Origin of the sequence: Spongiibacter sp. IMCC21906 (genome assembly GCF_001010805.1) — a bacterium.
Classification (GTDB): domain Bacteria; phylum Pseudomonadota; class Gammaproteobacteria; order Pseudomonadales; family Spongiibacteraceae; genus Spongiibacter.
The window spans coordinates 1,012,461-1,034,836 of sequence record NZ_CP011477.1; the positions used below are offsets into that span (position 1 = coordinate 1,012,461).

The following is a 22,376-nucleotide window of genomic DNA, read 5'->3' on the forward strand; positions in this document are numbered from 1 at the left end:
CAGTACCCAAAACTTCCCTCCAGAGATGGGAGGAATACAAAATTACGTTCATAAACTTGCGGTTGCGTTACATCAACGAGGGGAGGACGTGACCGTATTCTGTGATGCTGCCGCCCATCCTGATGCGACGGTTTTTGATAAACAGCAGCCATTTGAAATCGTGCGTGTACCTGGGCCTAAATTTTTACGTCGTCGAATAAAGTCCTGGCGCCTAAAACGACACTTGGCGAACGTAGAAAACGCGCTTGTTATTTGCGATTCATGGAAGAGTCTCGAACTGCTGGCGTTGCCGCTGGACTTATCTGTTAGGGTGGTTTGTTTAGCGCACGGAATGGAGTTCTCCGAAGTGCCTTCGCCGCGCCGTAGTTCGAGGGTAAAGCAATCTCTGGTTAAGGCGAATCTTATTCTTGCCAATTCCACGTTTACTGCAGATCGGCTCCTGAAATATTCACCAAGCAGTCAAAAGGTGAAGATTCTTCATCCGGGGGTGGATGTTGTAGAAGAGCCTTCCCCGCAGGATGCAAAGCGGGTGGAGAGTTGGGTTGCTGGCTTTGATCCGGTGTTGACCACCGTTGGTCGAGTTGAGGCACGTAAAGGGCAGGATAAAATCATTGAGATTTTGCCCCGGTTGTTGGCGGATTATCCGCGTCTTCTCTATATTGTTGCAGGTGCAGGGCCTGGTCTGGAACAGTTAAAGCAGCGTGCTACTGACGTTGGCGTACTGGAAAAAGTACGTTTCTGTGGCAGGGTAACTGATAGCGAGCGGTCGGCAGTTCTAAATGGCAGTGATCTGTTTGTAATGCCCAGCAGGCAAGTTGGCGACTCGGTGGAAGGGTTTGGGATTGTATATCTGGAAGCGGCCATGTTTGGCTTGGCGAGTCTCGCCGGGCGTGTTGGCGGCGCCAGCGATGCCGTGGTAGAGGGCGTTACCGGCGCACTCTGCGACGGAGATCAGGCGGAAGACATCTATGGTGAAATAAAAACCTTGCTCGCAAATAGGCAAAAGCTGCGGGAGATGGGACGGCTTGCCCGTGAGCGAGCGAGCACGGCGTTTTTGTGGCCTGTTGTCGCAAGTAATCTGCTAGAACTGGTTGACGAAATGTCGCGGGGGGCGGAATCGTCACCCGATTTGGAGTCACAATGACCAACGACGCGCAAATGAACGCTGACTTTTCTGGTTTGGCTTGCTGGGTTATTAGTCTCAACTCAGAGACCCCTAACTCGACCCGTTTGCTGAACGCGTTGCGGCAACAAGGTCTAAATGCAGGCTTTTTCTCTGCGGTGGATGGCCGGCAAGCTATGCCATTATTAGAGGGTGGTGAGCGCTTTTGCCACAATTTAGCTTTGGTTCGGCATGGCAGGCAAATGACTGGCGGGGAGGTGGGGTGCTATTTGTCCCACCTTCGCGCAGTCAAAATGGCTTATCGAGAGGGCTATCAACATCTTTGCATAATTGAGGACGACGTTGTAATAGAGCCATTGTTTGGTGAGGTTGTCCGGTCTTTGCTAGACAAAAATCTAGATATGGTGCGCTTGATGTCGTTGAAAGTTCGTCGCAGAAAGGTTTTGACAACATTAGCAGGCGAACATCAGCTTGTTCGACCCGAGCGCGGAGGTTTGGGAACGCAAGCTTATCTATTGAGTCGCGCAGGAATGGAAAAATTCATCCAGCATGCAAATACTATTTATGAACCAATTGATAAAGTTTTTGACCATTTTTGGCTGTTTGATCTAAAAGTCTACGCAGTCGAGCCGCATGTTGCTTACGAGCTGTTGCAGGAAACGTCTGTTGCCAAAAGTTTAGCGTTGGGACAAGCAAAATTAGGTGTGCATTACCGTGTTGCACAGCCCTTTGTAAAACTATATTTCAGTCTGCGTAGACACCTTTATCTAAATTTACATCGGGCTGAGTTTTATCCCGCCGCGATGCCAGAGGCATCGCCGGGCAAAAGCCAGCGCCAGCGTTGGAAGAAGCGATGATGCGAATTCTCCTTACCGGCGGCGCCGGTTTTATCGGCAGCGCAGTGGTGCGCCATATTCTGGCCAACACCGATGTCAACGTGGACTGCCTGACTTATGCCGGCAATGCGGAATCGATCCCGACAGCGCTGCAGAATAGTCGCTACGTTTTTGATCGGGTGGATATCTGCAGTGCCGCTGAACTGAAACGGGTGTTTGACCAGCACCAACCCGATGCCGTGATGCACCTGGCGGCTGAGAGTCATGTGGACCGCTCCATCGATGGGCCGGATGCCTTTATTCAAACCGATCTCGTGGGCACCTATACCTTGCTGAAAGCCGCACGCGCCTATTGGCAGAACTTGAGCCAGGCGAAACAGGCCGCCTTCCGCTTTCACCATATCTCCACCGATTACGTCTTTGACGGCAGCAAAACAACGCCCTACACCGAGGATGATGAACCAAATCCCCAGAGTGTTTATGGCCTGACTAAACTCAAGGGCGAGCAGGAAATTCAAAAACGCTGGGACAAGCACGTTATTCTTCGCACGACTTGGGTATTTAGCGAGTATGGCAATAACTTTGTTAAAACCATGCTGCGCTTGGGAAAAGAACGGGACGAACTGAATGTGGTGGATGACCAGATTGGCTGCCCAACTTATGCAGGGGATATTGCCAAGGCCTGCTTGGCGATTTGCGAGGCGCACTCTAGTGACAAAGCCAAATACGGCCTTTACCACTTTGCTGGTGATGAGGCGATTAGCTGGTGCGGCTTTGCAAAAGCCATCTTTGCTGAGGCGCTCGTGCAGCAAAAACTAGATAAGGCGCCGATGGTGAGGGTTATCATATCGGCGCAGTATCCGGCCCTAGCGAAGCGGCCTAGCAATTCGGCACTGGGCAGCGGAAAATTTAAGCGGATCTTTGGTTCTGCCAGTCGTAGCTGGCGGTTAGGGTTGGCAGGGATGATGGCTTGTTAGAAAAACACTACGAATTGCTTGCTGACGAGGTGAAAGCGGAGGTGGTAGAGGAGGATATCCCAAGCGAGGTGGCATTACCTGGGTTGTCACGGGTCGCTTGAGGCCGGCGATCGAGCGAGCGCGCTTTGCTCAAAATATCGGTTTTTACTGTGTGCTGAGGCTGGTCAGCTTTTGGGGGTCGTAGCGCAGTATCACGCCAGTCTTCGCGAAACAAACCTTCTCCGACTATGTTCTCTTCTGCGAAAAAATTGCCAAGTAAGCGCATCGATACAGATTGCAGCGGCGAGTGTCGAGGTTACAATGCGCTTTCGCGTAGATCAAGTTCAGGTTGGCGCGTCACCAAGGTTCTATTTATCCCATATCTACACTGTTACGTATTGGCGTAAAGTTACCTTGGATGGCGCTTGCTTTGCCGCTGATTGTAGCGTCATAAATGCTCCGTGGTTTTTGGCTTGATGTTGCAGGGTTGATGTTCAATATGTTTGAAAAAGAAAATAAAGTTTCTATTTTAATAGCTGCTTATAATGCTGAAAAAACCATAGAACAATGCGTTCGTTCGGCAATGGCGCAAACCCATAAAAACATTGAAATCATTGTTGTGGATGACGTATCTACGGACTCTACCCTGAAAATAGCTCAGGACTTGCAAAAATTTGATGCCCGCATAGTTGTGCATCAGCGAGAGCATAACGGCGGACCCGGGGCTGCACGTAACAGTGCTTTAGAGCTGTCCACGGGGTATTGGGTTACTGTGCTGGATTCGGATGACTGGTATTTTCCAAACAGAATAGAGTTTCTGTTTGGACTGGCGAATAAAAATAAATCAGATTTGGTGTTCGATAATTTATTATGCATAAAAGATAATAAAATTGATTCAAAAAAAAATTCAGAGCCATTCATATCAAGTGAAAGTAGTGTGTTGGGCGAACTTACTTTGGAAATGTACGTAAAATCTTTTTCCCGATCTAAAACTTTGCCAAATTTGGGGTATCTCAAGCCGTTTATTAAGCGATCGATTCTTGCCAGTAATAACATTCGCTACAATACGAGGCTAAATGTTGGTGAGGATTCTCTGCTTGTTATGGAGCTCTTTGCTGCTGGTGCCAAAAATGTAATTTTCGCTGATGAGTTACTATATTGTTATCGGCGCCATGATTCATCTATTTCAAAAAATATGTCCGCTCATGATCTTGAAATGCAGGTCAGAGAGTACGGGTCATTCTTGCGATCTCGACAGCATGTCCTATCTCGAGAGGTGGCTGATAGATTGCGACGACAAATTGAATACTACGTAGAAAGCAGCCGGAAGAGGCGGTCTTGGAACAGCTTGTTGGATAATGGTTTGCGCGTGTTTATTCTGGAAACAATAGAAAAGAAAGAAATGAGGAAGTATTTTTTTAGGAGCTTATTTAAGTATTTGAAGCTGATTAGTAAGTCCAAAAATAAAGCAGTGTAGAACGAAATTTTGCATAGAGAGTCGTAACCGATTTGGCCGGAATAGGTTTCCAAAGTGCGTTCCATTATTGGCTGCGTATTTTTTTACATGATTTGATCGGTTGAGCTATGTCTTTTATTGCGTGCGGAGATTTTCTTGAGGGTGTTCAGAACTCTGTGTCAGCCTAACGAGCTGAGGGTGTTTGGTCGGTAATCTTGATCTTTATTTTCCGGAATGTAACCATATTGAAAACGACTTGATAGAAATAAATATGATCTCCGCAAAACTCCGTGTTGCAGCCTGGCCTAAAGAACAGAATCGGACTAATAATCCTTATAACTATATTCTCTACAAATCTATGTCGGCTTCGACCGAGGTGTATGAATTTGATCGCCGCAGCATGCGGATTTCCAATGAGAATATTTTGCATGTGCACTGGCCGGATAAGCTCGTGGGGGATAGGAGGCGATGGCGCATGATATGGCGTTGCTGGAAACTGCATCGCGCCATAAAAAAACTACATAAAAAGGGGGGGAAGGTTGTATGGACGGTGCACAACCTCAAGCCTCATACCTTGCGTCATCCGGAGCTTGCTAATAAATTATTTGAAAAATTCATTGATCTTGTCGACGGCTTTATATTTCTATCGAGCGAGAGTCGGCAGCTGTTTTTCAGCGCGCACCGGGAGGCAGAAAAAAAGCCGCATGCTGTAACACCTCATTTACATTATGCTGAATACTATCGATTGCGTGTCGATCAGAATATTTCACGTAACTCCATTGGCATCGCAGAAGGGCAGACTGTGCTGCTCATGTTCGGAAAGATTAGCGAGCACAAAGGGCTCAGGCATCTGATTGATGCCAAGCAGCGTTGCAAGCTAGATAATGTTCGCATCATTGTCGCCGGAGGCGCTGCTTCTGATTCGGTTACCAAGGCCGATCTGGGTGACGCACGAGCAGACCCTAGTTTCGTGGTTAGAGCAAGCCATGTGGAAACGGAGCAAGTTGCCGCTTACTTTGAAATGACGGACGGTGTAATTCTTCCCTATACCGCCATCTTAAATTCAGGCACGGCAGTGCTTGCCTTGTCGCTTAATCGTCCTGTTATCGCTCCCGATATGGGCAGTTTCCGTAGTCTTAGCAATGAGTTCGGAAGTGACTGGGTTCATCTCTACGCTCCGCCGCTTGATGCAGAGAAGCTGTCCGCTGCCTGCCAGTGGCTGCAAAACAGGCAGGGAAAAGGCGCCCTTTGCCAAGCAGAAAGCCTTAAAAGCTGCGATCCTGCAGTGGTTGCAAAGCAAACTGAAGACTTTTACCGGTTGCTACTTAAGAATAGTGGTCATTGAGACGCCTCTAGGTAAGGCACTCTTCACTTGGGTGATGTAGTGCCTGCTTCCCTTTCCCTTTGGCGTTTCTTCGGTGTTTAGGCCAACACCCCCGCAATCACCACCACATCCACAATATCTTCGGCACTACAGCCCCGTGACAAGTCCATCCACGGCTTGGCCAGCCCTTGCAGCAGTGGCCCTAATGCCTTGGCGCCGCCAATCCGCTGGGTGATTTTGTAGCCGATATTGCCGGAATCCAGGTCGGGGAAAATAAACACATTAGCGTGGCCTGCCACCGCCGAGCCGGGGGCCTTTTTCTCGCCGATGGCGGGCACAAAGGCGGCATCAAATTGCAGTTCGCCGTAGATGGCCAGCTCTGGCGCGGCCTGCTTGGCCAGCTCTAATGCCGCACGGACTTTGTCGACTCGGGGGTGTTCGGCGCTGCCTTTGGTGGAAAAGCTCAACATGGCAACTTTGGCTTCTTCGCTGGTAAGCCGCTGGTGGCTTGCAGCGCTGACAATGGCGATCTCTGCAAGGGCGGCGCTGTCGGGATCGGGGATGACGCCGCAGTCGCCGTAGGTGAGCACTCTGCCGTCGGTGAGCTCCATCAGGAAGAAGCTGGACACTTGTTTTGCCCCGGGGACGAGGCCGAGACCTTGAATGCCGGCGACGCCGCCGGCGGCAAAACCGAGTTTGATCAGTACCGCCGCTAGCAGGACGGGGTTTCTTAGTTGTTCGGTGGCTTTCTCGGTGGTCATGCCCTTGGCCGCCCGTGCTTTGGTGAAGGCGGCGATGGCTTTGGCCGTCCATTCTTCAGCGTCGCTGCGCCGGCTGAAGACCTCGACGCCTGCGGGCGCTTCCTGGCCTTCAGGCAGCTCGATCAGTATCGGCTGGGCTAGAGCGCTGGCGGCGGCGATGACACGCTCGTCGTAGTGCTCGGGCAAAAGGATGCGGCGGGGCTGGTTGCTGGCGCTTTGGCGCAGGGTGTCGAGGATGCTGGTCATGCTGTGATGTCTCTCGGGTTGTCGTGCGGAGATGGTGGGGGATTCAGCAGTCTCTTCCCCTCTCACCCCAGCTCTCTCTCCGCTGGGGAGAGAGGGCAAAGGTGCTGTACTTTGTTGGGAATAAAAATTGTTACCACTCGCCCAGGTTTTGGTTTGGTGGACAGCTGGGAACAACGCACTAATGAGCTGATGGAGTGCCTGGCCTATTTTCAGGAGCTGTATAACGAGCGCAAGAAGCTGCCGCCTAAAACGGATCTGATTTCTATGTTGGCCCACTCCCCAGAAATGGGTGAGCTCAGCGGCACGGACTTTATCGGGATTCTGGTGCTGTTGCTGGTGGGTGGCAACGATACCACCCGCAATTCCATGTCGGGCAGTATTCTGGCGGCCCATCTGCACCCGCAAGAAATCGACAAAGTGAAGGCTAACCGGGCGCTGATCAGCAGTATGGTGCCGGAGATTGTGCGCTGGCAGACCCCTATTGCCCATATGCGTCGCACCGCTATCGAGGACGTGGAGTTTCGCGGTCAGCTGATTCGTAAAGGTGACAAGGTCGCCATGTGGTATCTGTCGGGCAACCGGGATGAGGAAGTGATTGACCGGCCGATGGATTTTATTGTTGACCGTCCCCGGGCCCGCCACCACCTGTCCTTTGGTTTTGGCATTCATCGCTGTTTGGGCAACCGTCTGGCGGAAATGCAACTGCGTATTCTGTGGGAAGAATTCCTCAATCGTTTCTCGGGTGTTGACGTAGTGGGTGATGTCAAGCGTGTGCCTTCCAACCTTGTGCACGGTTACGACGAGTTGCCTGTACAGTTGCGCCGCTGATCGGCCGTTTTTTTCACTATTTGTTTGGAGTTTTTTGTTATGCCAAAAGTAACTTACATTACGGCCATTGGTGAGGCGCGGGACGTTGACGTGCCGGTAGGTACCTCCTGTATGGAAGGGGCGGTGCAAAACCTCGTGCCGGGTATTGACGGTGACTGCGGTGGTGCTGCGGCCTGCGGTACCTGCCATGTTTATGTGGATCAGGAGTGGGCGGAAAAGGCTGGTCGCCCCGAGGACGATCTTGAAGTGCAGATGCTGGAGTTGACCGATGATGTGTCACCGACCAGTCGTCTGGCCTGTCAGATCGTGGTGACCGAAGAACTGGATGGACTGATCCTGAGAATGCCAGAAGGGCAGCATTAAACATGGCGACCAGCGCGGATTACATCATCGTCGGCGGCGGCTCAGCAGGCTGTGTGTTGGCCAATCGTCTCAGCGCCGACCCGGCAGTGAAGGTTGTTTTGCTGGAGGTCGGGCCCGCTGACAAAAATTTATTATACCGTATGCCCGCCGGGTTTTTCCCGCTGATGCAGGCTGGCAAGGGTAACTGGAATTTTGAAACCGTACCCCAAACCGCGATGGGTGACCGACGGCTGTATTTTCCCCGGGGCAAGGTCCTGGGGGGCAGCAGTGCCATCAACGGCATGGTGGTATCCCGGGGCAATGCCGGTGACTATGATCGCTGGGCTGCCAAGGGCAACGCCGGTTGGTCCTGGCAGGAGGTCTTGCCGTATTTTAAAAAGCTCGAAGCCGATCCGGCAGGCGACCCCGCCGTTCGTGGCCGCAGTGGCCCCATCGGTGTCAGCCGGGTACCTCTTGAGTCGATGAACCCTACCTCGAAGGCCTGGCTGGAGGGCGGCCAGCAAGCCGGTCACCCCTTCAACCCGGATATGAACGCGGGCGACCCCCTGGGCATGGCCCAAATGCAGGGCAATTACGCTGACGGTATTCGCCACAGCGCCTCGGCCCGCTATCTGGACCCCGTGCGCCCCCGACCCAATTTGCAGATTATCACCGAAGCCCTGGCCAGCAAGGTGATGATTGAGCAGGGCAGGGCCACCGGCGTTGAGTACCTGCACAAGGGGAAGCGACGGGAAATTCACGCCCAGCGGGAGGTGCTGCTGGCAGGCGGCGTGGTCAACTCGCCCCAGTTGTTGATGCTGTCCGGGATAGGTGATGCCGACGAGCTTGCAGCCCACGGCATTACCCTGCGCCAGGCCCTCCCAGGGGTGGGGAAAAACCTGCAGGATCACCTGGCCGTGGCGGTGAAGCAGCGTATTACCCAGCCCCATTCCATGCTCAAAGATTTGAAGTGGTATCGCATGGCCTGGACCGGCCTGCAATATCTTGTTGGCAAGTCTGGCCCCGCTGCGGTGAGTGCTCTGGAGGCCTGGGCGCATTTGAAAACCCGCCCCGACCTCGACTACCCCGACCTGCAAATTTATTCGGTGCCACTCATGCATAACGACCATGGCCGGGACATTATCCAGGAGGAGGGCTGCATGGCCGTGATGAACGGTTCCCGGCCCCGCAGTAGCGGCACCGTCAAGCTGGCCTCTGCCAACCCGGCTGAGGCGCCGCTGATTGACCCCCAATATCTCACCGACCCCGACGATCTGCGGGTACTGCGGGACGGCATTCGGATGGTGCGGGAAATTTTTGCCCAGGCCGCCTATGATGACTTTCGTGGGGACGAATATGCGCCGGGGGCGGCGGTGCAGAGTGACGCTGAACTGGATACGTATATTCGTGAAAACGCCAATACCCTCTATCATCCGGTGGGCACCTGCAAAATGGGCGTGGATGAGATGGCGGTGGTCGACCCCCAGCTCAAGGTTCGGGGCATCGACGGCCTGCGGGTGGTGGATGCCTCTATCATGCCCGATGTGGTCAGCGGCAATACCAACTTCCCCGCCATGATGATTGGGGAAAAAGCCGCCGACATGATCTTACAGTCGGCGGGAAACCGGTAAGCAAGGGGGCAGACAATGCAAGACATGGGTGTCCAGGGTGAATCCTGCCCGTTTAGCTTCAACTTTGACCCAAACACTTTCAGGGTGGGCGACGTGGTGAGCTACCGGGTTCCAGATCGCTTCGACGACTTTCCCTTTGTGGGGATTTTAAAGGAAGTCCACCCGGATCATGTGGTGATTTCCCCTAACGATCCCACTGCGCCGGATATCTGTTATCGGGCATCCCGGGAGAGCCGACCGGTGGTAGCCGCCGGTGATATTTTCAGCCGGAAGGGCGAGATTAGTGCAATTACTGAGCAGCACCGTTGATCCAGTATTGAGTAAGAACGATCGGGACGACGTTTGTCGTTTACAAAGACTAAACAGCTTTAGGCTAAGTGCATACCCAGGTGGCGTGAATGCCAGCGGTGGGCATACCTACAAAACGAATGACGAGTATCACTGCCATCGTGATGTGTTCGGTTTTGTTGACCAGAACAAGCTTCTTCAGGAGTCCCTCTGAAAATTACCGAATTAATCAGAGGTGCCCTAAGGAATGTTTTAGATAACAGGAAAAAATTGAGGGTCGATGTTTATCCACTTTTTTAAAAGTTAATATTGAGCTTCAGGTACATAGACAATTAAGCCATCCATGTCATCCGTGATTGTGATTTGGCAACTTAATCGACTGTTTTCTTTAGGTTCTAAAGTGCACTCAAGCATTTCTTGCTCAATTTCATCAGGCTTGCCAGTTTTACTGAGCCAGTTTTCGTCGATATAGCAATGACAGGTAGCGCAGCTGCATGAACCACCGCATTCGCCGAGGATTTCATCGATACCATTGTCAAGCGAGGCCTGCATAAGATTGCTACCGGTTTCGGCATTGACTTCGCGGATTTCGTTATTAGTGTTTATGAATTTTATTAATGGCATGAAATGGCGCGCCCGTTTTCTAATCGTTAAATATTAAACAGTTTGTGTACATTCACTCTGCAGGAGGTAAGTCGTAAAAACCTGCTTGCCACTTTCTGAGCATGGTAAAGGCTTTAACGTCTTGTTTGGCAAGCATTGGGCGGGCGACATATTTTTGATTACGCCAAACCAGTAAGTCTTCGTCTACCGTTGTAAGAATTTCGTTTTTAATCCGCTCTTGAATAGCTGCGGGCATGTCGCCTTCGTCGCCGTCTTTGCGTTCCCACCATATAGTGTTGAAAAGCTCCGAAGTTTCATCATCAATTGGGGTGGCAGAGAAAAGAACGCGGTAGTTGTAGGCGCCTTTAAAGACGTTAAAAGAGCAGCCGACACCAGTGGTGCGGGTATCGAAGGTCATTTCAACCTTGTTGGTGCGTACCGATTTAAAGCCGAACAGCGTACGAAATACTGAGTTGTCGTCACGGATGTCCATCTCTAAAAGCATCGGATCCAGTGGTGAGTCGTGCACATAGCGAAAATGCATGGAATCAACGCTGTTCTCAAAGGTAATTTGTGGGTGAACTGGTTCATTGGGCCAGCGCCGAGTTCCGTGGGGAAATATTGGGTAAAATTCTGATTCGTCACGGTCAGAAAATTCACGGAAACTATCAAACATATGGGGCAAGCCCCAACGGGGGGCCGAGTCGGTGGGATCGTGCCACATGAATATACAGCCGTGTTGTTCGGTGACGTGCCACGTTTTTATGCGCTTGTTAATAGTGTTTTCTTGATAGGGGATTTCAACATTTTTGCCTTCGCCGCTCCAAACCCAGCCGTGATAGGGGCAGGTGACGCAATTGCCTTTAACCTTTCCGCCATGACCAAGGTGGGCCCCCATGTGGTGACAATGGGCATTCATGAGTCGCAAAACGCCGTCTTCGCCACGAAAAGCAACGAGGTCTTCTCCAAAGTAACGCAGCGCCTTAACCTCGCCTGTAGGAATTTCATCACTCCAGCCAATTTGGAACCAGCCAACCGGCTTCATTGAAAAGGGCAATTCTTTCAGATTCATGGGGGCTCCGGGTCGTGTTCGCTTGTATCGAAAGCTATTAATATTTGTTGATAACTAATATACCATCAGTTATTTTTATGGGCAAGTTATCTGCTTGCATGAATTCTTCTGGTTAGTGGTCTATGGGCATATTTTTGCCTATAAATGGCATTTAGTGGTGCTTACCGGTTGGTGTGTCACTATATTTTGGCTGAATTCAGAGTTTTATGTGAAAATAAGGTAATATTTAAATTTCGGATAGTTTGTTTTTAAGGTATTGAACGCATGCGTACGGTTATCACGACTAACAATCATGGCCAGTCACTTGGCCGCAAGGGAATGCAGACACGGACGCGCCTTATGGACGCTGCCCGCAAGCTATTGAAATCTGGCTCTCTGGTTGAGCTGACAGCTGTTTCTATTGCCAAGAAAGCCAAGTCATCGTCAGCAACCTTCTATCTTTACTTTTCGGATGTGCGTGACATTTTGCTTGCGCTTACCGAAGAAGCAGAATCGGATATGCAGGCTGTGCATGGCATATTGGATGAACCTTGGGACCCCAAAGTACTGGATGTCGATCATTCCCGTCGAGTGGTGCAGGCCTTTGTGTCGGTGTGGGATAAGCATCGGGAGGTGCTACGTTACAGAAACCTTGAGGCAGATCGGGGTGATCCAGTATTTGAAAATATACGCTTGAGAACATCGGTTAGGATCGTGAATCGCTTTGCAGAACATATTTTGGCTTCTTATCAAGAAGGTAGCGGTGGCGATAAGAAAACAGCTCAGGCCGACGCCTCAGTATTAGTCGCTGCTATGGAGCGCTTGGCGGCAACTGACCCTAAAACGGTAGAGCAAGGTGTGGGTGCGCAAGCAATGTGGGATGCCATGACGCGAGTTATTGCCCAGACATTGAGTTTCCCGGCGTCACCAGCTGAATTTGACCAGCCTCGCTGAGCCCATTTAAAAAATAGTTGATTTTGGATTTGATGATCAGTTTTACAATGAGTTTAGCTTTGTTGTGATACAAATACTTAACGTGCCGGGTCAACGCCCGGCACGTTTGGTTTTAGCGCTTATTTAATTTAAATCCTGCTTTTTCTCTGTCCCAGGTGTTTGCTGTTACACCCTCATCGCGTAGTTTGTATTTAAGTATACGGCCCACGGGGCTGCGGGGCATCTCGGCACTGCTGCGGAACTCGAAGTAGCGCGGCACCGCAAAATAGGGCAGCTGTTCAGCTGACCAGGCGCACAATTCTTCTTCGCTGAGATTGCTGCCTTCTTTCACGGTAAGCGTGACTTTAAGGTCGTCTTCGGTCAGCTCCGATAAGACCGCATGGGCTGCAACGTCTTCGATATCAGGGTGGCGGCGGAAGGCTGATTCCACTTCGAAGCTGGAAATATTCTCGCCACGGCGACGCAGATAATCTTTCTTGCGATCGACAAAATAGAAGTAGCCATTTTCATCAAATTTGCCGATGTCGCCAGTGTGGAACCACATGTCCTTCATCACCTTTAAGGTGTCTTCAGGGCGTTTCCAGTAGCCTTGAAACATCACATTGGGGCGTAGTGGGCGCACAATCACTTCACCAGATTCTCCCTCGGGCACTTCAATGCCATTGTCATCAATGATACGAACATCAAAGCTGTCGTTGCGCATGCCTGAACAGTCTCCAGGCACTTTAATGCCCAGTGGCACCGAGGTAACTAGTGAGCATTCGGTGAGACCAAAGCCAGGGCAGGCAGTATGTTTTGCGCCAAAGCGTTGTTTCCAGGCTTGTTGCAATTTGTCAGGGAAGGGGGCGCCGCCAACGATAGAGATTTGCCCAAAGCAGCGTTTTTCTGCTTCGTTCTCGGGGGCGCCAAGCAGCATGGGAAACATGGAGCCAAGCAGAGTGGTGTAATTGGCGCCGGTACGCTCAATTTCGGGCCAGAAGTTAGAAACGGAAAAACGCGGATAAATGGCGATACGGCCACCGTGCATCAATTCGCAAATGACGTTGCTTACTGCATTGAAGTGAAACAGTGGTAAGGCAGTCCAGCTTACTGTGTCGGCACTGCGCCCGGTACCTTCACATACGATGCGGGCCAGGTTGCAGGCGTAATTATGGCTCACCATGCAACCCTTTGAAGGGCCGGTGGTACCGCCGGTGTAAATGAGCATGGCTAAATCTGATGGTGCTACCTCGACTTGTGGGTCGCTGCAATCATCAGCCAGTAGTTGCTCCCAGCTCATGACTTGGCCAGTAAAGCTAGCGGCGGGCGCTTCGCCTCGATGCACCAGGGTTTTAACGCTGGGCAATTCTGTGGCAATGGCCATAACACGGTCGGCATAATCGCTCTCGGCAATAACAACGCTCGCATCGCTGTCGCCAAGTTGATGCCGCAAAAATTCACCTTTATAGGCGGTGTTAATGGGCACCGAGATGGCGCCAAGTTTGTTGATGGCTAGCCAGATAAAGACAGCATCTTCGCTATTGTCCAGTAGGGTGGCAACGGTTTGCCCCTTTTCAATCCCCAGTGCTTTCAAACCATTGGCTAGTCGGCAGGCTTGTTTGTCGAGATCGGAGACACTGAATTTCTTACCCAAAAAATCTAAAAACTCTCTCTCAGGGTTGGCTTCAAGCGCCCGCTGAAGCACGGCGTTAATCGTATCCTGCTGCTCACTTCCCCATCGTGTGATTGACGTTTCATTTGTCATTGTCTGGCTTCCCGCAGTTGACGTTGTTATTGAACACGCATAAACTAACACATAGTCATTTATTGGTGCAAATATCACGGTGCTTGTTTGGGTTTGTTAATAAATTAATATCAGCCTAACTGAATAGAAAACAGTAGTTGAGTATTGAAATTATGATTTATTACGACTCTAGCTCCAGTTTTTTCGCGGTTTTGGCGACATAAAGTTGCTAAATTTAGTTTAAAAAGCAAGGCGTTAAATAGCGGTTTTGCTCGGTGTGGAGAGGGTCCCATGGCTGAAATTCGTCCCGATATTGAATACCTCAATTTTCTGAATGAGGGTAAGTTTTGTATTCAGCGTAGCAGCGGTAGTGGCAAATACGTGTTTTACCCCCGAACGATTGCTCCCGGCAGCGGCCTTGATGATCTGGAGTGGGTCGAAGCGGATGGTCGCGGCATTGTCTATTCAACAACGACTGTTCGCGCTCGTCCACCCAAGAGTGATTACAACGTGAGTTTGATTGAGCTGCGGGAAGGGCCCCGGATGATGAGCCGGGTTGAGGGTATTGCGCCAGAAGACATCTGTATCGGCATGACGGTAAAGGCACGCATTTTAAGCGAAGGTGATGAGCCGCCTTATATCGTATTTGATCCGGCCTGAGCCGGTTGGCAATTTATAAGGTGCGCCAGCGGGCACACATAATCTATGTATGAGTAATGGAGACGAACATGAATAACCCAATGTCGATGGAAGGCCGCGTCATTATGGTCACAGGTGCAGGTCAGGGAATCGGCCTGGCATTAAGCCGTCAGCTGCTGGACCTGGGTGCCAAGGTGGTTGGTGTGGATATGAATGCCGACACTTTAAACACGGTGGCCAGCGACTTGGGGGAGGGGTTTCTTCCTCTGCCGGGCAGTGTTACCGATGTAAATTTTGCGGCAGAAGCCGTAGCCCGCAGTGTTGACCATTTTGGCGCTTTGGATGGGCTGATCAATAATGCCGGGATCACTCGTCCAGCGATGATCAATAAAATGTCGATTGATGAATGGCAGTCGGTTATTGACGTGAACTTGAGTGGTTCTGTGTATTTTATGCAGGCGGTCGGTCGGCATATGTTGGCAGAAGCGAAAGCGGGAAATAAAGCCCCCGGTGCTATCGTCAATATCGCTTCTGATGCAGGTCGTCGTGGCAGCATGGGGCAAATCAACTATGCCTCTGCTAAAGCGGGTATCTTTGGCGCAACCATGACCGCGGCGCGGGAATGGGCCAAATTTGGTATTCGCTGCAATGCGGTGTGCTTCGGTGTGGTTGCTACGGCAATGACTGAAACCGTGCGTAACGATGAGCGTTTTGCCGACAATTATTTGGCTCAAATCCCCTTGGGTCGTTGGTCCTCACCAGAAGAAGTAGCCAAGCCGGTATGCTTTTTATTGTCTGATGCGGCTTCTTATATTACCGGTCAAATTTTGTCCGTTAATGGTGGTTACACCATTGCAATGTAAGGTGAGTGAGATGCAGGAAATGGACGAGTTTATCGCCATGTTGCGCGATAGTGCTGAGGGTTTTTTGGCTGATTTTCAAGCTTCCCCCAACGCCAAAACTGAAATCGCAGTGCCGCGCCCCCTTGATCGTGAGCTGTGGGCGGTAATGGCTGAGTTGGGTTGGCTGGGCTTGCTGCTACCCGAGTCGCAGGGTGGTTTGGCGTTGCCGCTTGCCGCTGCAGCGGAATTGGCAGAAGTGATGGGGCGCTATCGTTTCCCTGTGCCGTATATCGAAGCGGCGATTATGCCTGGGCAGATATTGTCGGTTGCGGGCAATGACCGTCTGGCAGCAGAGCTGGCCAGCGGTGATCAGCTGTTTTGTTTGGCATGGCAGGATCGTCCTGGCAGTGATAACGCTTTTGGTATGTGTACGCTCAGTGAGGGGGGGGTTAGCGGCAGTAAAAGTTTTGTTGCGGCGGTAGAGCCGGGCAGTCAAATATTGGTCTCGGTTAACACTCAAGACGGTCCCGGAATTGTTCTGGTCGACAGCGATGCTGCGGGTATTGCAGTGCAGCGTAGTGCGACCGCCTCGGGGAGTTTCTGCCAGTTAAGTTTTGACAAGGTGACTTGCACGCCGCTACTGACTGGCCTATTGGCAGAGCAGGCTTTGGCATCTGCCTTGACGGCAGGACGCTTATTGGCCAGTGCTTTTCTCACCGGTTTGTCCCGGGCTTGTTTGCGCGACACTGTGGACTATTTGAATCAACGTCAGCAATTCGGTCGCAAACTGTCGAGTTTTCAGAGCGTGTCCCATCGCTGTGTAGACATGCACATTCATATTGAATTGGCCGAAGCCGTATGGCGGGTCGCTGCAGAGTCAGAGGATCTGGCAACGTTGAGCGCAGCCAAAGCTCGGGCCAGCGATGTGGCTCAGAATGTGGGACGTCAGGCTGTGCAGCTGCACGGTGCTATGGGCTTTACCGAAGAGTGCGCGGTGGGTGAATACCTGCGCCTGGCCTTGCAGTATGGCAATTGGCTTGGCAGTGCCAAAACCCTGCGTCGGACTTTTCAATCTACCCGCAAAGGGGAGGCGCTGGCATGAGCGACTTAAGTACAAATGAAGCCACAATAAATCGCGATGACATGAGCGATGAAGATTTTCGGGCAGAATTCCGCGCCTTTTTGGCGACATATTATCCCGCTGAGCTGAAACAGGATTTCCATCGTCCCTTCCGTCGGTTGCGAGGTGACCCCGCCAATGACTGGCAGCGCACCTTGCAGAAACACGGCTGGCGGGCACCGGCATGGCCCCGTGAGAGTGGTGGCATGGGGTTGTCATTTCGCAAGCAGCTCATTTACCACGAAGAGCTGGAGCATGCGGGAGTGGCGCGCATTATCGATCTGGGTGAAACCCAGCTTGGTCCCACCATTATTAAAATGGGTAGCCCAGAGCAATGCGAGCATTACCTGCCTCGTATTCTCAATTGCGAACATGTGTGGTGCCAGGGTTATTCCGAACCCAATGCCGGTTCAGATCTAGCGAGTCTGCGCACCAGCGCGGTACTGGATGGTGATGACTTTGTGGTGAATGGCCAAAAAATCTGGACCACTCACGCCAATGATTCCACGCATATTTTTACGCTGGTACGCACCGGAAAATATGAAAAGAAACAGCAGGGCATCAGCTTTTTGCTGATCGATCTTGACGCCCCTGGCATCTCGATTCGCCCCATTATTAATTTGGCGGGTGAAGATGAGTTCTGCGAAGTGTTTTTCGAAAATGTGCGGGTACCCAAAGCGAATCTGGTAGGCGAGTTGGATCAAGGTTGGGCGGTTGCCAAAGCACTACTCGGTTACGAGCGAGTGTGGATTGGCAGCCCTGCGCTGGCGGGTAAGGCGCTTGCCCTCGGCGAGCATCTTGTTGAGCAATTGGGGCTGGAAGATGACCGCGGGGTAATGGACGAGTTAGCGCAACTACAAGCGGATCTCCACGACTATCGCCTGCTTTACTCTCGTATTTGCGACGCCATTGCCGACAGTGGCAAAGCGCCGGGACCAGAAGTGTCGATGCTCAAAGTGTATGCCTCGGAATTACTGCATCGTTTGACGGAATTTAATGTGGAGATCAGCGGCGAGTACGGCGCGGTGGTTGGCGATGTCACGGTGCAAAATTCCGCCACCGAAACCGATTTGTACTGGCAGCTGATGATGGCGCGTCCGGTTACGATTTTTGCCGGTGCCAATGAAATACAGCGGGATATTCTCGCTAAAACTGTTCTGGGCCTGCAGGCCTGATCTGTATGCCGATCAGGTGATCGGCAGCAAAGGAGTATGACTATGTTTAGTACAGGCGCACTTTCTAATACCGGCGCACTTGGCGGTATCCGCGTGCTTGATATGACTCGGGTTGTTGCTGGTCCTTATGCAGGGCAAATATTGGGTGATCTTGGCGCCGAAGTCGTCAAAATCGAGCGCAAGGGTGAGGGGGATGATTGCCGCCGGGTTGGCCCTCCATGGATGGACAGTGAGCTTGGTCGTCAAGGCCAGGACTCGACCTACTATCAATCAGTGAATCGCAACAAAAGCTCAATTTCGGTGGATTTTGCCACTGAGGCTGGTGCCGATTTAATCCGTCAACTAGCCGCTAACGCGGATGTACTGGTAGAGAATTATCGCAGCGGCACTCTGGCTCGTTACGGTCTGGGTTATGAAGATCTTAAAGCCATCAACCCCAAATTGATTTACTGCTCTGTTACTGGTTTTGGACAGACCGGGCCCTATGCAGGGCGGTCGGGCTACGACTATCTGGTTCAAGCTATGGCGGGACTGATGTCGGTAACCGGTCATCACGATGGCGTTCCGGGTGATGGGCCAATGCGAGTCGGCGTGCCAATTGCGGATATTTGTGCCGGTTTATATGCTGCGATTTCAGTGTTGGCGGCGCTAAATTACCGCAACGTCAGTGGTGAGGGTCAATATATTGATGTATCGCTATTCGACTCTCAATTATCTGCCATGCTTAATACGTTCTCGGGCTGGTTCAATGGTGGCACCGCCTTGGGACGCACCGGTAATGATCACCCCAGCGCGGCACCCTACGGCGTGTTCAAAGTGGATGATGGGTATATTTTGATTGCGACCTTTAACGACCGCGAGTTTGTTCGTTTGGCTGGTGTGTTAGGTCATGCCGAATGGGGCAGTGATCCTCGCTTTTGCAGTATGGGTGCACGGGTAGCCAATCGGGAAGAGTTGAAAGCCCTTGTTACTGAAGCTTTAAAAGGTAAAACCAAAGTCGAGTGGGTCGAGATTCTTAACGCGGGTACTGTTTCCTGTGGCGGCATTAATGAAATGGCCGATATTGAAAAAGACCCGCAGGTGCTGGCGCGGGAATTAATTATCAACCAAGAGCACCCCACCAATGGCACTATTCGCAGCGCGGCAAGTCCCATGCGTTTTTCGGCATCGCCAGTCACCTATCGCCAAGCACCACCGTTACTGGGCGAACATAACGAACAGGTTCTGTCTTCTTGGCTGGGTTTTAATGATGAGCAAATCTCGGCCTTGCAAGAGCAGGGGGCTATATGAGCGCGGCATACCGCTTTACGCCTTATGAATTGCCGCCAGAAACAGTCGCCCTGCGCGCTGAGGTTAGAACCTTTGTACAAGAGGAAGCGAAACACTGGGATGGCTGGCAAATAGGTCACTCCTGGACCGGCTTCGATCGTGAGTTGAGTCGCAAGCTCGGTGAGCGTGGCTGGATTGGTATGACCTGGCCCAAGCAATACGGCGGTCACGAGCGCAGCGCCATGGAACGCTATGTGGTATTGGAAGAGCTGCTCGCAGCAGGCGCTCCAGTGGGCGCTCACTGGGTGGCAGACCGCCAGAGCGGGCCATTGATTTTGCGCTTGGGTAGTGAGGCGCAAAAGACTAAATACCTGCCAGCAATTTGTCGCGGCGAAGCGGCGTTTTGTATCGGCTTGTCAGAACCAGATGCCGGTTCTGATTTGGCCTCCTTGCGATCAAAAGCCGAGCGCGTTGACGGCGGTTGGCTTTTGAATGGTCGTAAAGTTTGGACGACCTACGCCCAAGACTGCGATGTGATGATCGGTTTATTCCGCACTGGATTTTCTGAGGAGCACGGCAAGCACAGAGGCTTGTCGCAGTTTCTTATCGATTTAAAAACACCGGGCATTGAAATTAATCCGATCAAAGATTTGACCGGCGAATCCCATTTTAATGAGATTGTTTTCGATAATGTCATGCTCGCCGAAGACGCTTTGATGGGCGTAGAAAACGGCGGCTGGGCGCAAGCCAATGCCGAGCTGGCCTTTGAACGCAGTGGTCCGGATCGGTATTTAAGTTCTTTTCCGCTATTGCCCATGGCGCTAGCCAAACTCGGTGAGTCCGTTAACGATCCGTCTATCGCTAGGGATATTGGCGCGATGGTGGCGGAGTTAACTGTGCTGCGGCAAATGTCTTTGTCGATTCAGAATCAGTTGGAAAATGGCGAAACACCACTGCAAGAAGCGGCGATTACCAAACTATTGGGCACGGGATTGGAGCAGCGTATGCCGGGTTTAATTGCCGATATTGTTGAAGCGCAACCGCTTCGCCGTGCTGGCGATACCTTGTCTGAGGCGCTGGCCTACTTAATTCAGGTTGAGCCAAGCTTTTCCCTGCGCGGTGGCACCAATGAAATTATGAAAATGATTATTGCGCGTGGCATGGGCCTTTAATTCGCTAGTTTAAAGAACAGGAAAAGTGCTGTTATGAGTGAAATGAATATTGGCGAATTATTGGCTGATCAGCTAGAAAAGTTGCTATCGGCTCAGGTCAATGCTGATCGCCTTGCCGAATTAGAGGCAGGTGGGACAAGCCCGGGTTTATGGAAAGCTATTGAAGAAATGGGCGTGGCCGATGTTATGTGCATCGGTAAAGACGATGCTGGTTTGGGTTGGCAAGATTGTGCTGAGCTGTTTCGGGTGCTAGGTCGTCATGCCGCGCCGTTGCCGTTGGCTGAAACTCTGTTTGGTCGTCGTTTATTAAGCCAGGCTAGTTTGGTGATACCGGAAGGGCCGTTAGCTGTGATTGACCCCAGTGCCAATGCGAATATTCAGCTTGATGCCGCGGGTTGCTTGCAAGGCGAAGCCTCAATGGTGAGCTGGGCCAGTTGGGCGACGCAACTGCTTGGCGTTGCCCATCGTGGCGAAGAGGCTTTTTTGTTTAGCGTTGGCGGCAATGATGTGGCGGCGCGTATATCGCCTTGCGATACCCTGGAGCGGGTGCCGACCTCAGCCATTGATTTTAGCGGTATAACTCCCCTCGCCGTCGTGCCGATTAACGATGCTTTGCTTGTTCGTAGTGGTCTGGCCGTAATGCGCGCCCTTATGATCAGTGGCGGCTGCGATAAGGTAGTGGAATTGGCCGTGGACTATGCCAATACCCGCAAGCAGTTTGGTAAGCCCATTGGCAAATTTCAGGCTCTGCAGCACCAGTTGGCAGAAGCCAGCTGTCGCGCCGCCACAGCAGAAATGGCAGCAAAGTATGCCTGTAGAGAGCTGGATGGTAGTCAGCTTTTAGAAGGGGCCTCGATCGCGAAGTACACCGCCAGTGTTGCCGCCAAGGACGTAAGCCGTATTGCCCATCAGGTATTTGGTGCCATTGGCATTACCGACGAGCACGAGCTGCACTATTTTACTCGCCGGTTGTGGCAGTGGCGAGCAGAGGCAGGCAATGAGCGCTACTGGTCTCAGCAATTGGGTAATCAGGTATTGGCAGCGGGCTCTGAGCAGTTGTGGGCCTCGCTGACTGCTTGATCCTGTTGGATGAAAATGCAAATAAATAAAACAGCGTAGCGCTTACGAATTGCCAGCGGCTCGCGCATGTGATAATTTAAAAGCTAACACATAGTTAGTTGTTGGTCGGTTTTAATCCCCGTCTGACACCTGCGGAGAGAGTCATGGAATATAACGATATTACTTACGAGAAAACCGGCGCAGTGTTGCGGGTTTGTCACAACCGCCCGGACAAAGGAAATGCCCAATCAACACGCTTGCTGGCTGAGCTGGATGATGCTCTGGCCCGTGCCAAGGCAGATAGCGAAGTGCATGTGGTGATTATTGGCGGTCAGGGAAAACATTTCTCGGCGGGTCACGATTTGGCCGACGGCATGAAGCTGCGGGGTGATTACACCGTAGAGCAACACTGGCACTGGGAGCAGGAACATTTTCTTGGTAATGCCATGCGTATTTGGGATCTGCCCAAGCCAACCATTGCCGAAGTCAGCGGGGCCTGTATTGCCGGCGGCTTTATGGTGGCTAATTCCTGTGACTTGGTGATTGCTAGTGACGACGCCTACTTCTCTGATCCGGTGTTACATTCCATGGGCGCAGCAGCGGTAGAAGCGTTATTACATCCCTGGGTACTCAATACTCGCAAAGCTAAAGAGCTGTTGTTTACCGGCGGTAAAATCAGTGCTCAAGACGGTAAAGAGTGGGGCATGGTCAACCATGTGGTTCCCCGGGCGGAGTTAGAAGACTTCACTATGCAAATGGCCCAGCAAATTGCCAAGGCTCCCCCTCACGCCACCGCTATGTTGAAGCGTTCGCTGAATCGCACCGCGGATATTCAAGGCTATCGCAACTCCCTTAACGCGCATTTTGATACCCATACCGTTAGCTCTTCTACCAAGGAGTTTTGGGATATCGTTAATCAGGGCGTGGCGAAAATGGTTTCAGAAGGTAAAAAATCCGGTAAATAAAATCGGGTTTTAG

At 51.7% G+C, this 22,376-nt stretch carries 22 protein-coding genes; 18 read left to right on the forward strand and 4 right to left on the reverse strand.

Annotated features, from left to right (window positions below; genetic code table 11):
• Window positions 1–25: 25 nt before the first annotated feature.
• From IMCC21906_RS04740 to IMCC21906_RS04765, 5 genes are all read left to right on the forward strand, one after another.
• The gene (locus IMCC21906_RS04740) at window positions 26–1,144 is read left to right on the forward strand and encodes a glycosyltransferase family 4 protein (protein ID WP_231580341.1); all 1,119 of its coding nucleotides are present in this window, start codon (window positions 26–28) and stop codon (window positions 1,142–1,144) included.
• A gap of 14 nt (window positions 1,145–1,158) precedes the next feature.
• A complete protein-coding gene (locus IMCC21906_RS04745; RefSeq protein WP_231580342.1) occupies window positions 1,159–1,980 on the forward strand; it encodes a glycosyltransferase family 25 protein in 822 nt (273 codons plus the stop codon).
• Window positions 1,977–2,936: a dTDP-4-dehydrorhamnose reductase gene (gene rfbD / locus IMCC21906_RS16610; protein ID WP_047011210.1), complete on the forward strand. Its 960-nt coding sequence runs from the start codon at window positions 1,977–1,979 to the stop codon at window positions 2,934–2,936. The genes IMCC21906_RS04745 and rfbD overlap by 4 nt, the downstream gene beginning before the upstream one ends.
• Window positions 2,937–3,369: 433 nt before the next feature.
• A complete protein-coding gene (locus tag IMCC21906_RS16235; protein WP_052763366.1) occupies window positions 3,370–4,392 on the forward strand; it encodes a glycosyltransferase family 2 protein in 1,023 nt (340 codons plus the stop codon).
• Window positions 4,393–4,573: 181 nt separating this feature from the next.
• Complete coding sequence (locus IMCC21906_RS04765; protein ID WP_156165986.1) at window positions 4,574–5,716, forward strand: glycosyltransferase; 1,143 nt, start codon at window positions 4,574–4,576, stop codon at window positions 5,714–5,716.
• Between the two features lie 77 nt (window positions 5,717–5,793).
• On the opposite strand, the gene IMCC21906_RS04770 is transcribed toward IMCC21906_RS04765, so the two are convergent.
• Window positions 5,794–6,768: a phosphate acyltransferase gene (locus tag IMCC21906_RS04770; protein ID WP_231580316.1), complete on the reverse strand. Its 975-nt coding sequence runs from the start codon at window positions 6,766–6,768 to the stop codon at window positions 5,794–5,796.
• 45 nt (window positions 6,769–6,813) lie between these two features.
• Between IMCC21906_RS04770 and IMCC21906_RS04775 the strand changes: the two genes are divergently transcribed.
• Genes IMCC21906_RS04775 through IMCC21906_RS04790 form a run of 4 tightly spaced genes read left to right on the forward strand, consistent with a single transcriptional unit; the run spans window position 6,814 to window position 9,812 of the window.
• Complete coding sequence (locus IMCC21906_RS04775; RefSeq protein ID WP_231580317.1) at window positions 6,814–7,530, forward strand: cytochrome P450; 717 nt, start codon at window positions 6,814–6,816, stop codon at window positions 7,528–7,530.
• 39 nt (window positions 7,531–7,569) lie between these two features.
• On the forward strand, window positions 7,570–7,893 hold the full coding sequence (locus IMCC21906_RS04780; protein ID WP_047011214.1) for a 2Fe-2S iron-sulfur cluster-binding protein: 324 nt from the start codon (window positions 7,570–7,572) through the stop codon (window positions 7,891–7,893).
• A gap of 2 nt (window positions 7,894–7,895) precedes the next feature.
• Window positions 7,896–9,503: a GMC family oxidoreductase gene (locus IMCC21906_RS04785; RefSeq protein ID WP_047011215.1), complete on the forward strand. Its 1,608-nt coding sequence runs from the start codon at window positions 7,896–7,898 to the stop codon at window positions 9,501–9,503.
• A 15-nt stretch (window positions 9,504–9,518) separates the two neighbouring features.
• The gene (locus IMCC21906_RS04790) at window positions 9,519–9,812 is read left to right on the forward strand and encodes a hypothetical protein (RefSeq protein ID WP_047011216.1); all 294 of its coding nucleotides are present in this window, start codon (window positions 9,519–9,521) and stop codon (window positions 9,810–9,812) included.
• 282 nt (window positions 9,813–10,094) lie between these two features.
• Here IMCC21906_RS04790 and IMCC21906_RS04795 read toward each other — a convergent pair whose 3' ends face one another.
• Together IMCC21906_RS04795 and IMCC21906_RS04800 are read right to left on the reverse strand one after the other, a co-directional pair.
• Window positions 10,095–10,415 (reverse strand): 2Fe-2S iron-sulfur cluster-binding protein, encoded by a 321-nt coding sequence (locus tag IMCC21906_RS04795; protein ID WP_047011217.1) that lies wholly within the window; start codon window positions 10,413–10,415, stop codon window positions 10,095–10,097.
• A gap of 52 nt (window positions 10,416–10,467) precedes the next feature.
• The gene (locus IMCC21906_RS04800) at window positions 10,468–11,466 is read right to left on the reverse strand and encodes a Rieske 2Fe-2S domain-containing protein (protein ID WP_047011218.1); all 999 of its coding nucleotides are present in this window, start codon (window positions 11,464–11,466) and stop codon (window positions 10,468–10,470) included.
• Between the two features lie 264 nt (window positions 11,467–11,730).
• Here IMCC21906_RS04800 and IMCC21906_RS04805 point away from each other — a divergent pair, with 264 nt between their 5' ends.
• Window positions 11,731–12,399 carry a TetR/AcrR family transcriptional regulator gene (locus IMCC21906_RS04805; protein WP_156165987.1) on the forward strand — a complete coding sequence of 223 codons (669 nt, stop codon included), beginning with the start codon at window positions 11,731–11,733 and terminating at the stop codon, window positions 12,397–12,399.
• Window positions 12,400–12,511: 112 nt separating this feature from the next.
• Here the strand turns inward: IMCC21906_RS04805 and IMCC21906_RS04810 are convergent, their stop codons facing one another.
• Complete coding sequence (locus IMCC21906_RS04810) at window positions 12,512–14,143, reverse strand: AMP-binding protein (RefSeq protein WP_047011219.1); 1,632 nt, start codon at window positions 14,141–14,143, stop codon at window positions 12,512–12,514.
• Between the two features lie 270 nt (window positions 14,144–14,413).
• Between IMCC21906_RS04810 and IMCC21906_RS04815 the strand changes: the two genes are divergently transcribed.
• From IMCC21906_RS04815 to IMCC21906_RS04850, 8 genes are all read left to right on the forward strand, one after another.
• Window positions 14,414–14,782: a Zn-ribbon domain-containing OB-fold protein gene (locus tag IMCC21906_RS04815; protein WP_047011220.1), complete on the forward strand. Its 369-nt coding sequence runs from the start codon at window positions 14,414–14,416 to the stop codon at window positions 14,780–14,782.
• Window positions 14,783–14,850: 68 nt separating this feature from the next.
• Complete coding sequence (locus tag IMCC21906_RS04820) at window positions 14,851–15,624, forward strand: SDR family NAD(P)-dependent oxidoreductase (protein WP_047011221.1); 774 nt, start codon at window positions 14,851–14,853, stop codon at window positions 15,622–15,624.
• Window positions 15,625–15,634: 10 nt separating this feature from the next.
• Complete coding sequence (locus tag IMCC21906_RS04825; RefSeq protein ID WP_047011222.1) at window positions 15,635–16,705, forward strand: acyl-CoA dehydrogenase family protein; 1,071 nt, start codon at window positions 15,635–15,637, stop codon at window positions 16,703–16,705.
• Window positions 16,702–17,898: an acyl-CoA dehydrogenase family protein gene (locus IMCC21906_RS04830; RefSeq protein WP_047011223.1), complete on the forward strand. Its 1,197-nt coding sequence runs from the start codon at window positions 16,702–16,704 to the stop codon at window positions 17,896–17,898. The genes IMCC21906_RS04825 and IMCC21906_RS04830 overlap by 4 nt, the downstream gene beginning before the upstream one ends.
• Window positions 17,899–17,940: 42 nt before the next feature.
• Window positions 17,941–19,188: a CaiB/BaiF CoA-transferase family protein gene (locus IMCC21906_RS04835; protein ID WP_047011224.1), complete on the forward strand. Its 1,248-nt coding sequence runs from the start codon at window positions 17,941–17,943 to the stop codon at window positions 19,186–19,188.
• A complete protein-coding gene (locus IMCC21906_RS04840) occupies window positions 19,185–20,339 on the forward strand; it encodes an acyl-CoA dehydrogenase family protein (protein ID WP_047011225.1) in 1,155 nt (384 codons plus the stop codon). The genes IMCC21906_RS04835 and IMCC21906_RS04840 overlap by 4 nt, the downstream gene beginning before the upstream one ends.
• Window positions 20,340–20,372: 33 nt before the next feature.
• Window positions 20,373–21,419: an acyl-CoA dehydrogenase family protein gene (locus IMCC21906_RS16240; protein ID WP_052763368.1), complete on the forward strand. Its 1,047-nt coding sequence runs from the start codon at window positions 20,373–20,375 to the stop codon at window positions 21,417–21,419.
• 143 nt (window positions 21,420–21,562) lie between these two features.
• The gene (locus IMCC21906_RS04850) at window positions 21,563–22,363 is read left to right on the forward strand and encodes an enoyl-CoA hydratase (protein ID WP_047011226.1); all 801 of its coding nucleotides are present in this window, start codon (window positions 21,563–21,565) and stop codon (window positions 22,361–22,363) included.
• The last annotated feature ends 13 nt before the right edge of the window (window positions 22,364–22,376 follow it).

Bases quoted from the DNA above. Each gene is read 5' to 3' on its own strand.
- IMCC21906_RS04740 (WP_231580341.1), top strand. From the start codon at position 26: ATGGGAGGAATACAAAATTACGTTCATAAACTTGCGGTTGCGTTACAT.
- IMCC21906_RS04745 (WP_231580342.1), top strand. From the start codon at position 1,159: ATGAACGCTGACTTTTCTGGTTTGGCTTGCTGGGTTATTAGTCTCAAC.
- rfbD (WP_047011210.1), top strand. From the start codon at position 1,977: ATGATGCGAATTCTCCTTACCGGCGGCGCCGGTTTTATCGGCAGCGCA.
- IMCC21906_RS16235 (WP_052763366.1), top strand. From the start codon at position 3,370: ATGCTCCGTGGTTTTTGGCTTGATGTTGCAGGGTTGATGTTCAATATG.
- IMCC21906_RS04780 (WP_047011214.1), top strand. From the start codon at position 7,570: ATGCCAAAAGTAACTTACATTACGGCCATTGGTGAGGCGCGGGACGTT.
- IMCC21906_RS04785 (WP_047011215.1), top strand. From the start codon at position 7,896: ATGGCGACCAGCGCGGATTACATCATCGTCGGCGGCGGCTCAGCAGGC.
- IMCC21906_RS04790 (WP_047011216.1), top strand. From the start codon at position 9,519: ATGCAAGACATGGGTGTCCAGGGTGAATCCTGCCCGTTTAGCTTCAAC.
- IMCC21906_RS04795 (WP_047011217.1), bottom strand. From the start codon at position 10,415: ATGCCATTAATAAAATTCATAAACACTAATAACGAAATCCGCGAAGTC.
- IMCC21906_RS04800 (WP_047011218.1), bottom strand. From the start codon at position 11,466: ATGAATCTGAAAGAATTGCCCTTTTCAATGAAGCCGGTTGGCTGGTTC.
- IMCC21906_RS04805 (WP_156165987.1), top strand. From the start codon at position 11,731: ATGCGTACGGTTATCACGACTAACAATCATGGCCAGTCACTTGGCCGC.
- IMCC21906_RS04810 (WP_047011219.1), bottom strand. From the start codon at position 14,143: ATGACAAATGAAACGTCAATCACACGATGGGGAAGTGAGCAGCAGGAT.
- IMCC21906_RS04815 (WP_047011220.1), top strand. From the start codon at position 14,414: ATGGCTGAAATTCGTCCCGATATTGAATACCTCAATTTTCTGAATGAG.
- IMCC21906_RS04820 (WP_047011221.1), top strand. From the start codon at position 14,851: ATGAATAACCCAATGTCGATGGAAGGCCGCGTCATTATGGTCACAGGT.
- IMCC21906_RS04825 (WP_047011222.1), top strand. From the start codon at position 15,635: ATGCAGGAAATGGACGAGTTTATCGCCATGTTGCGCGATAGTGCTGAG.
- IMCC21906_RS04830 (WP_047011223.1), top strand. From the start codon at position 16,702: ATGAGCGACTTAAGTACAAATGAAGCCACAATAAATCGCGATGACATG.
- IMCC21906_RS04835 (WP_047011224.1), top strand. From the start codon at position 17,941: ATGTTTAGTACAGGCGCACTTTCTAATACCGGCGCACTTGGCGGTATC.
- IMCC21906_RS04840 (WP_047011225.1), top strand. From the start codon at position 19,185: ATGAGCGCGGCATACCGCTTTACGCCTTATGAATTGCCGCCAGAAACA.
- IMCC21906_RS16240 (WP_052763368.1), top strand. From the start codon at position 20,373: ATGAGTGAAATGAATATTGGCGAATTATTGGCTGATCAGCTAGAAAAG.
- IMCC21906_RS04850 (WP_047011226.1), top strand. From the start codon at position 21,563: ATGGAATATAACGATATTACTTACGAGAAAACCGGCGCAGTGTTGCGG.